Raw genomic sequence first — 8,888 nt, forward strand, 5'->3', positions numbered from 1 at the left:
CCATTGACTCTGGCAATCGGCGGAGCGTGGCTGGGCGTGAATTTGGGCTTTCGCGCGCTGAAGATGGGCCGACAAAACCTGCTGCAGTGGCTCGGCGCCACGATGAACGCGGTGAGTAAAGATGTCACGCGGGACATCCTAGAGAAGTCAGATGCGATTCGGCCTGTCATTGTCAACGAGCACAGGCAGCAGCTCACCGAATCGATGTCACAGCTGCAGCAGGTGATCGCCGCCGCAGAAACCGCGGGGAAGGCGTCCCGCGCGGATCGGGTCGACGCGCTCAAGCAACTCGAGGCCCGGCAAAAAGCCATCAGTCAAATGATCGCCGAGATCGATACTCAGCTGACGAGATTTGCGCCGGCGGCGGTTTCTGCGCCTTCGTAAGGCATGGCACAGTTGATATTTGCCATGCTCATACCGAGACTACTGTTGCGCTGCACGATCGGTGTATCGCTTCGCGCAGAACGAGGGTGACGTCATGGTCGATCGATCCGACTCGCGCCGGCTGGTGTCCGACGTCGCCGATGTCATCGACGCGGTCGCGCAGTACCTGGGTCAGACGCACGGACCTGCGCTGAAGCGGTTTCGTGACCGTCTCGGAACTCCGCTGCGTGTGGCGTTGGTTGGCAGGGTTAACGCCGGCAAGTCGACGCTGCTGAATGCGCTGGTCGGTCAGCGGGTGGCGCCGACCAACGAGACGGAATGCACCCAAGTCGTGACGTGGTATCGGTTCGGCGCGCCGGCCCGTGTTGAGGTGGTCGGGCTCGATCACAGCGTGACGACGATTCCGGTGCAGCATCGACTCCCTGACCAGTTCGGCCGGCCCGTTGCCGAGATTGATTACGTGATCGCCCACATACCGTCGGGGCTGCTCCGCGAGTACGAACTTATCGACACCCCCGGGTTGGCGACGATGAATTCGACGAGTTCTGCGGCAACCCAACGCGCCCTGGTTGACACTTCGTCAAGCCATGGCCTGGAGCGGCCCGATGGCACGTTGTTCCTGACCGACGGCGCGCCGCGCGCCGACGAAGTGGCCGTCCTAAACAAGATGGGCGCCACGCGTGTCGACACGCTTGCGCTGATATCGCACGCCGACAGCTTCGGCGAGGGCGCATTCAGTTCCGTCGACCCGCTCGAAATGGCGGCCAAACACGCCGAACGTCTCAAAGGTCAACTCGGTCGCCTCGCCGGCTCGGTGCTGCCGGTGTCGGGTCTGTTGGCCGAAACCGCCCTCACTGGCCACCTCACCGAGGACGACGCACGGGCACTGCGACAATTGGGCACGCTCGAGGACTTCGAACTGGCCGGGATCCTCGCTGGCCAGGACGATGCCAGCGACACGGACCCGCAGGTTGACCGGCTCCTGGAATGTGTTGGCGAGTACGGCATTGTGTACGGCCGCAAGCTGGCCGAACCGGGGGCCGCCGCCCTTGCACAGTGGATGGCAGACAAATCTGGACTCACCGCAGTGCGAGAACAGATCACCCGTCGGTTCGTGTACCGCAGTGATGTGCTGAAAGCTCGCCAGATCCTGCCTAAGTTGCAGGAATTGGGCGCCGCTTCGCCCTACCGGCCCTCCATCGACTCGATCCTGGAGACCGCGCGTATGCAGCCGGGCCTGCATCGGCTGCATGAAGTGTCCGCACTGGAATTGATGCTGCAGTGGGATCCCACTCATCCACTTGTCGAAGAGCTCGATCACCTCAGCGTTTCCGCCACCCCCGCCGAGGGCCTGCGGTTACCGCCCGGCGCTGATCAGGCCACCATCAACGACGCGGCTCAACGAGCCTGCCTACGATGTCGACGTGAACGGCTCGCCGCATTCTCAGCCGCCGAGCGCGAGGCCTGGACCGTTCTGGAGCGCAGCTATCAGCTTCTGTTTGCCGGACGGTGAAACTGCTTAGACGTCAAGAGCTTTCAGCAGCAGGCAAACTTTCAGAATGTCATTGCGCGCCCCTACTGGCAGCTGCCAGGCGGCGCCGGTACCGGCCCGGTCACGTGCGGCACAAGACCGGCGAAGGGACCTGGCGCGGGAGCGGGCACAACGCACTGCACCAACACGGCGGACGCGCCGTGCTTTATCGCGCGCCAATACGAGCCGTCCGGATAGGGCACGCCGTCGCACGAGGGCTCAGGGGACGACGCGTCTACCGTCCCGCCACCCGGGCAGTAGTTGGCACCAACATCGGGCTTGTGGGGATCAGGGTCCGCGTGGCCTGCCGGCGCGGCCAGCATGGCGGTGGCGATCAGCGCCATGGTCATCACGTGCTTCATGGTTGGCATCTTGCTGCCTACCGGAGGACTTCGGCGTGCTTTGGACGACGAAAACGCACCGTGTGTCGAAGGTCTCGGCGTACCTCGCTCGCTCAGTTCACCGCGCCGCGGGTCACTTGCGGCGCGGGCGCCGCGCGATGTCGCGACAGCAGGCGCTCCGCTTGACCCGGTGCACCGAGCTGAAGCATCGCGGCCAACGCCGTCTCGAGGACCACCTCTTGTTGTCTGTATCGACCCGCCTCCCGGAATTGTCGTCGCATCGAGCAATCCAGTCGTCGTGGAGGTCACGAAACCCTAGCGCTACTAACGCACCTACAAGCTGCCGAGGTCATCGGGCACGTCGACGGCGTGCGCCCGCAGCGCCTCGAGGGGCACCACGCCAAGGGTGCGCTCGTGAGTGCAGGCCAGCACCACCGGGGCGGCGCAGCCATCGCGGTACGCCACAAGCCAGTTCCCGGCGGTGACGCACCAGCGGTCCCCGGGCACGAGACCGGGAAACCGGAGCTGCGGCCTGGGCGTTGAAAGGTCGTTGCCTATCGCACGCTGGTGCTCGAGGAACTCGGCGGTCACGACGGCGCAGATTGTGTGCAAGCCCAGATCCTCCGGTCCGGTTGAACAACATCCGTCGCGGTAGAAGCCGGTGAGCGGGTCGCTACCGCATGGTTCCAGCGGGCCGCCCAACACATTGCGCTCAGACACCGGCCCAGTATCTCGCCTGCAGACCCAGATCCGCCCGGCTATGCCTAGATCGCCCTGACCAAATCGGCCACGCGTCGAAGTTGGACGAGGTCAGAACTCGTTGGGATGAGCTGGATTTCGTCGGTACCGACCGCTTCGAACTTGCGCAGCACCGCGACCAGCTCCTGCTCGCTGCCGGCAAATCCGGTGGTCGGCGCCATCGCGTCGATGTACTCGGACGGTATCCAATTCATGTAGCGGCGCAGATGCCGGTGCACTTGCGGTCGGGCTTCGTCGACGGCGCCGAGCGCGAACCAGAACGATGTGGCCAGGTGGGGTGTGGGCTTGCCGGCCTTGGCCCAGGCCGCACGGGCCACGTCGAACAATTCGTTCTGCTTGACGACGTCGAGGTCCATCGTGTGTCCGGCCAAACCGTCGGCCCAGGCCGCAGCGCTGCGGAGGGTCTTCGGCCCGATGGTTCCGATCAGCAACGGCGGGCCGCCCGCCTGGACCGGCGCCGGCCCCACCGGCAGCACAGACTCGGTGATCTTCTCGCCGGCCCACACTCGTTTCATGACCGCCACCCGCTCGGCCATGCCACGTATGGTCTGTGTCGCCGGATCCGCGCCGACTGCCTGATAGTCCTCGAGCCGACCGCCCCCGCCGATGCCCACGGTCAGCCGCCCGCTGCACAGCATGTCCCCCGTCGCCAGCGCCTTGGCCAACATGACCGGGTCGTGCAGCTGAGGCACCATCACCGTCGTCACCAGCCGTACCCGATCGGTCCACGCGGCCAGCGCGCCCATCAGCGTCAAGGTTTCCGGGTTGTCGAAGGCGATCCGCTCGCCCCAGCACAACGACGCGAACGGGCCGTCATCGATCGCACGCGCCCAGTCCCGCAGCACCGCCGCATTCAAGTCCGGTTCCATGACCGGCATGGTCATCGATATCTGCACGACGGCGATTCTGGCATGCAGACCGGTCAGTGCTCACGCGTCGCCGACGTGGCAGCATGTCTGGGATGGGCATCACCGCCAATTCCATCGCGCATGTGCGGCTCACCGTCACCGATATCGAGCGTTCCCGACAGTTCTACGAGAGCGTCTTCAGTTGGCCGGTTCTGCTGGAGGTCCCCGAGAACGCCGACGCGGCGACCCGCAACCAGCTGGGATTCCTGTTCGGCGGTGTCATCTACGACATGGGCGGCGGGCTGATCGCGCTGCGGCCAGTCGCCACCGACCGCTTCCACGAGGACCGCTGCGGGCTGGACCACATCGCATTCAGGGCCGCCAGTAAGGCCGAATTAGACGCTGCGGCATTGCATCTCGACGATCTTGGCATTGGCCACGAGCCGGTCAAGGACGTCGGGCCGTCGTACATCCTGGAGTTCCGCGACCCGGACAATATCGCCTTGGAGCTGACCGCGCCGAAGTAGCGCTGTGGGCATTGTGACGCGCTGCCCAGAGTGGTTGACTGGCAAGCGCAATGCCTATCGCTTTCAACCACACCATCGTCACCGCCCGCGATAAGCGGGAGTCCGCGGAGTTTCTGACCGAGCTGTTCGGGCTGCCGAGTCCGGTGCCGTTCGGGCACTTCCTGACCGTCACGCTCGAGCACGGCGCGAACCTCGACTATGCCGATGTGCCTGACGGTCAGGAGATCCGACCGCAGCATTACGCCTTCTTGGTCGCGGAGGATGACTTCGACGCGATTTACGGCAAGATTCAATCCCGCGGGCTGCAGCACTGGGCCGACCCGGGCGGTCATCGACCAGGCGAGATCAACACCAGAGACGGCGGCCGCGGGGTCTATTTCCGCGACCCCGGCGGCCATTACCTGGAGATTCTCACCCGCCCCTACGGCTCAGGCGGCTGACGGTTCGCCCAGCGAGCAGACGCAACTAGCGTTACCCCGCGTTGCGGGGGCCGTGGCGCCTGCTTTCCTGGTCACGATAGTCGTCGGCCAGCCGACCCACGTGATTCGGCAAGGCGCCGGCCGCGACGTCGGCCAGCGTCGTTTCCTCCAGCACCGAGCGCATACTGGCCCGCAACGCTCGCCAGACGTCGGTCAGCGCGGCGGTCGGACCGGAATACGGTAGGTCGCCGAGACCGACATCACGAACGCTGGCCAGCGGGCCGTCAATTGAGCGCAACACATCGGCGATGCTGATTTCGGAACCAGGACGAGCCAATTCATACCCACCGTCCCGACCGCGGTGGCTGCGCACCAGGCGATCGGTACGCAAGTCGGACAAAATGTCGACGAGAAACTGCGGCGGGATGCCCTGGGCATGCGCCAGGTCTTCAGTCTTGACCCGCACGCCGCCGTCGACGGTGGCCAGCTGGACCATTGCCCGCACGGCATACTCCGCCTTGGCCGACATGCGCATGGACTGGATCCTCCCACCGTCGGGCAATCATTCAAGGTTAAGCGCCAAGGTGGCTCAACCGGTCACCGCCAGCACCGCGTCGGCGTATTCGGGTCGGCACACCACCAAGTCGGGCAGCAGCGGATCGGGCCGGTTGTACTCCAGCGGCGAACCATCAAGACGCGACGTGTGCAAACCGGCCGCGCGGGCTACCGCGACCGGCGCCGCCGAATCCCATTCGTACTGTCCACCGCCGTGCACGTACACGTCGGCCACACCCTGAACCACCGCGGCAACCTTCGCGCCGGCCGATCCCATCTCGACCAGCCTGCCGTTCAGGTGATCGCGGACCTGCAGCGCGATCGCCGGTGGGCGGGTGCGCGAGACCACGATTCGAGGCGATTCCACCGATGCCGGCGGCGGCGCAGGATCGGGCGTGGCCAATGTGACGCCCTGCGCCGGCAGCGCAACCGCGCCGGCGACGAGCTCACCCGATTGCCACAGTGCGACGTGGACGGCCCAGTCCTGACGGCCGACTTCGGAGAACTCCCGGGTGCCGTCCAACGGGTCGACGATCCACACCCGCTCGGAACGCAACCGTACCGGGTTGTCGGCGCCTTCCTCGGAGAGCACCGCATCGCCTGGGCGTTCGCGAGCCAGCGCATCCATCAAGTAGTCGTGGGACCGCTTGTCCCCCGCTGCTTTTCGCTCGGCTTCCGTAGCGTCGGCCAGCTCGTCGCGCACCGCGAGCAGCAGCTGACCAGCTTCAGTGGCCAGCCGTGCCGCCACCTCGTGGTCACAGTGGTCGGTCAACGTCGCGACTCGATCAAGTCGATGACTTGCTGCGCCAGCTCGTCGCAGCTGCGGTCCGGCGTGAGCCGCAGGTCCGGATTCTTTGGCCGCTGGTACGGGCTGTCGATGCCGGTGAAATGCGTGATCTCACCCGCACGCGCCTTGGCGTAGAGCCCCTTTGGGTCTCGGCGCTCGCAATCCTCGAGCGGCGTGTCGCAGAACACCTCGAGAAAGTCGAGCCCGGTGTCAGCATGCACCCGGCGGGCCAGTTCGCGATGCTCGGCCAGTGGACTGATCGCCGGCACCAGCACGGTGTGCCCGGAATCGGCGATCAGCGCCGCCACGTGTGCCAGCCGACGGAGGTTCTCCGCGCGGTCCGTCATGGAAAAGCCCAGGTCGGCATTCAAACCGTGCCGCAGGTTGTCGCCGTCGAGAACATAAGCGGGAATGCCTTTTTCGAGCAGCTTTTGCTCGACGAGCATCGCCACCGACGACTTGCCGGAACCGGACAGTCCGGTGAACCACAGCGTGCGACCGCGCGTCATCCGGTCCTCGGCGGTCACCAGGGACTTGTGCCGCATCGTGTTGGGGCTCGCCGAGCGTGCCGATACCTCACGCAACACCATGCCCGCGGCCACGGTGCCGTTAGTGTCGGGATCGATCAGGATGAACGACCCGGTGCTTGGGTTGCGGGTGTATTCGTCGAGCAGCAACGGCACCTGGGTGCGCAGCGAAACGCGGCCAAGTTCGTTGAGCTGCAATGCTTCTGCGGTCTTGTCGCGGCGCAGTGTGTTGACATCGAGCCGGTAGTCCAGCGCGGCGACCCGTACCCGCGTGGTTCGGGTGGTGTGTTTGATCAGGTAGTCACGCCCGGGTTCCAGCGCCGAGCCATCCGCCATCCAGCACACGGTCGCATCGAACTCCTGGACGACCCTCGGCTGATTGGTGGGCCGGGCGATCATGTCGCCGCGCGAGATGTCGATGTCGTCGACGAGGCTGACCGAAACAGCCATCGGCGGAAACGCTTCTGCCACTGGTCCGGTCGGCCCGTCGATGGCGGTGATCCGGCTGGGCTTGCCAGTCGGCAACACGACCACCTCGTCGCCCGGACGCATCACGCCGCTGGCCACAGTGCCGGCGTAGCTGCGGTGGTCGGCGTGCTCACGAGTCTGCGGCCGGATGACGTACTGGACCGGGAACCGAACGTCGACCAGGTTGCGGTCACCGGCGATGAAGACCTCCTCGAGGTGTGACAACAGCGCCGGCCCGTCGTACCACGGGGTGCGGTCCGACTTGGTCACCACATTGTCGCCGTGCAGCGCTGACATCGGGATGGCGAGCACGTCGTGAACGTCGAGGCGGGTCGCGAAGGCGTGGAAGTCGTCGCGAATTGCCTCGAAAGCTTCTTTGTCCCAGTCGATCAGGTCCATCTTGTTGACCGCGAGCACGATGTGCTCGATGCCCAGCAGCGACGCGAGGAAGGTGTGCCGACGGGACTGTTCGAGCAGACCGTGGCGGGCGTCGACCAGCACGATGGCCAGTTGGGCAGTCGATGCCCCGGTCACCATGTTGCGGGTGTATTGGGTGTGACCGGGGGTGTCGGCGATGATGAATTTGCGCTTGGGAGTAGCGAAGTAGCGGTAGGCGACATCGATCGTGATGCCTTGCTCGCGTTCGGCGCGCAGCCCGTCGGTGACCAGCGCCAGGTCGGTGTAGTCGTGGCCGCGTTCCTTCGAGGTGGCTTCTACCGAGGCCCACTGGTCTTCCATCACGGCCTTGGAGTCATACAGCAGCCGCCCGATCAGGGTGGACTTGCCGTCGTCGACGGAGCCGGCCGTGGCAATGCGCAGCAATGTGGTTGATGCACCCATCAGAAGTACCCCTGCCGTTTGCGGTCTTCCATCCCGGCCTCAGAAATCCGGTCGTCTGCTCTGGTGGCCCCGCGTTCGGTCAACCGTGCAACCGCCGTCTCGGCGATGACCTCGGCGGCGGTGGCGGCGGGTGATTCCACGCAGCCGGTGCAGGTGACGTCGCCGACGGTGCGGAATCGCACGGTCTTCTCGAGCACCTTCTCGTCGGCGCGGGGCTGCATGTGACGGTGCACCGCGAGCAGCATGCCGTCGCGCTCGAACACCTTGCGGCGGTGCGCGTAATAGATCGACGGCAACGCGATCTTCTCGGCGCCGATGTAGGCCCAGATGTCGAATTCGGTCCAGTTCGACAGCGGGAACACCCGGATGTGCTCACCCTTGTGGTGTCGCCCGTTGTAGAGGTTCCACAGCTCAGGCCGCTGCGCCTTGGGGTCCCATTGTCCGAACTCGTCGCGGAAGCTGAATACCCGCTCCTTGGCGCGTGCCTTCTCCTCGTCACGCCGGGCGCCGCCGAACGCCGCGTCGAACTTGTTTTCGCGAATCGCGCGCAGCAGCGTCACCGTCTGGATCGGGTTGCGCGACGGGATGGTCTCGACCACCCGGCCCGCATCGATGTCGTCCTGCACCGATGCCACAACCAACCGAACCCCGCTCTGCGCGACGAGCTCGTCGCGGGCGGCTATGACCTCGTCGAAGTTGTGACCGGTGTCGACGTGCATCACCGGGAACGGCAGCCGGCCGGGCCGGAAGGCTTTGAGCGCCAGATGCAGCATCACAATCGAGTCCTTGCCGCCGGAGAACAGCAGGACCGGACGCTCGAACTCGGCGGCCACCTCGCGAATGATGTGGATGGCCTCGGCCTCCAGCGAGCGCAGATGGCTCAGTTCATATTGCCCGGGGAC

General features: G+C 65.5%; 10 protein-coding genes and 1 pseudogene. 4 read left to right on the forward strand and 7 right to left on the reverse strand.

The annotated features are described in order from the left end of the window. Positions 1-384, forward strand: a pseudogene (locus tag VEI45_RS16640) (hypothetical protein); the annotation flags it as partial. Between the two features lie 94 nt (positions 385-478). Continuing rightward, entirely contained in the window at positions 479-1,897 is a 1,419-nt protein-coding gene (locus VEI45_RS16645; RefSeq protein WP_324855132.1) for a GTPase, read from the forward strand. Between the two features lie 62 nt (positions 1,898-1,959). Here VEI45_RS16645 and VEI45_RS16650 read toward each other — a convergent pair whose 3' ends face one another. The 3 genes from VEI45_RS16650 to VEI45_RS16660 form a co-directional block, all read right to left on the reverse strand. Next, entirely contained in the window at positions 1,960-2,277 is a 318-nt protein-coding gene (locus tag VEI45_RS16650; protein WP_324855134.1) for a hypothetical protein, read from the reverse strand. A gap of 312 nt (positions 2,278-2,589) precedes the next feature. After that, entirely contained in the window at positions 2,590-2,976 is a 387-nt protein-coding gene (locus tag VEI45_RS16655) for a DUF2237 domain-containing protein (protein ID WP_324855136.1), read from the reverse strand. A 44-nt stretch (positions 2,977-3,020) separates the two neighbouring features. After that, the gene (locus VEI45_RS16660) at positions 3,021-3,899 is read right to left on the reverse strand and encodes an LLM class flavin-dependent oxidoreductase (protein ID WP_324855138.1); all 879 of its coding nucleotides are present in this window, start codon (positions 3,897-3,899) and stop codon (positions 3,021-3,023) included. A 77-nt stretch (positions 3,900-3,976) separates the two neighbouring features. On the opposite strand from VEI45_RS16660, the gene VEI45_RS16665 reads away from it, so the two are divergent. Further along, a complete protein-coding gene (locus VEI45_RS16665; RefSeq protein WP_324855140.1) occupies positions 3,977-4,390 on the forward strand; it encodes a VOC family protein in 414 nt (137 codons plus the stop codon). Between the two features lie 50 nt (positions 4,391-4,440). Next, the gene (locus VEI45_RS16670; RefSeq protein WP_324855142.1) at positions 4,441-4,830 is read left to right on the forward strand and encodes a VOC family protein; all 390 of its coding nucleotides are present in this window, start codon (positions 4,441-4,443) and stop codon (positions 4,828-4,830) included. Positions 4,831-4,861: 31 nt separating this feature from the next. Here VEI45_RS16670 and VEI45_RS16675 read toward each other — a convergent pair whose 3' ends face one another. The 4 genes from VEI45_RS16675 to cysD form a co-directional block, all read right to left on the reverse strand. Beyond that, positions 4,862-5,344 (reverse strand): RrF2 family transcriptional regulator, encoded by a 483-nt coding sequence (locus VEI45_RS16675; protein ID WP_324855144.1) that lies wholly within the window; start codon positions 5,342-5,344, stop codon positions 4,862-4,864. A 54-nt stretch (positions 5,345-5,398) separates the two neighbouring features. Continuing rightward, a complete protein-coding gene (locus tag VEI45_RS16680) occupies positions 5,399-6,136 on the reverse strand; it encodes a 3'(2'),5'-bisphosphate nucleotidase CysQ (RefSeq protein WP_324855146.1) in 738 nt (245 codons plus the stop codon). Continuing rightward, positions 6,133-7,986 carry an adenylyl-sulfate kinase gene (cysC, locus tag VEI45_RS16685; protein WP_324855148.1) on the reverse strand — a complete coding sequence of 618 codons (1,854 nt, stop codon included), beginning with the start codon at positions 7,984-7,986 and terminating at the stop codon, positions 6,133-6,135. Before cysC ends, VEI45_RS16680 begins: the two co-directional genes overlap by 4 nt. After that, on the reverse strand, positions 7,986-8,888 hold a 903-nt coding region (gene cysD, locus VEI45_RS16690), incomplete at its 5' end, for a sulfate adenylyltransferase subunit CysD (protein WP_324855150.1). The genes cysC and cysD, both read right to left, overlap by 1 nt.

The sequence above is a fragment of the Mycobacterium sp. genome, assembly GCF_035623875.1.
Classification (GTDB): domain Bacteria; phylum Actinomycetota; class Actinomycetes; order Mycobacteriales; family Mycobacteriaceae; genus Mycobacterium.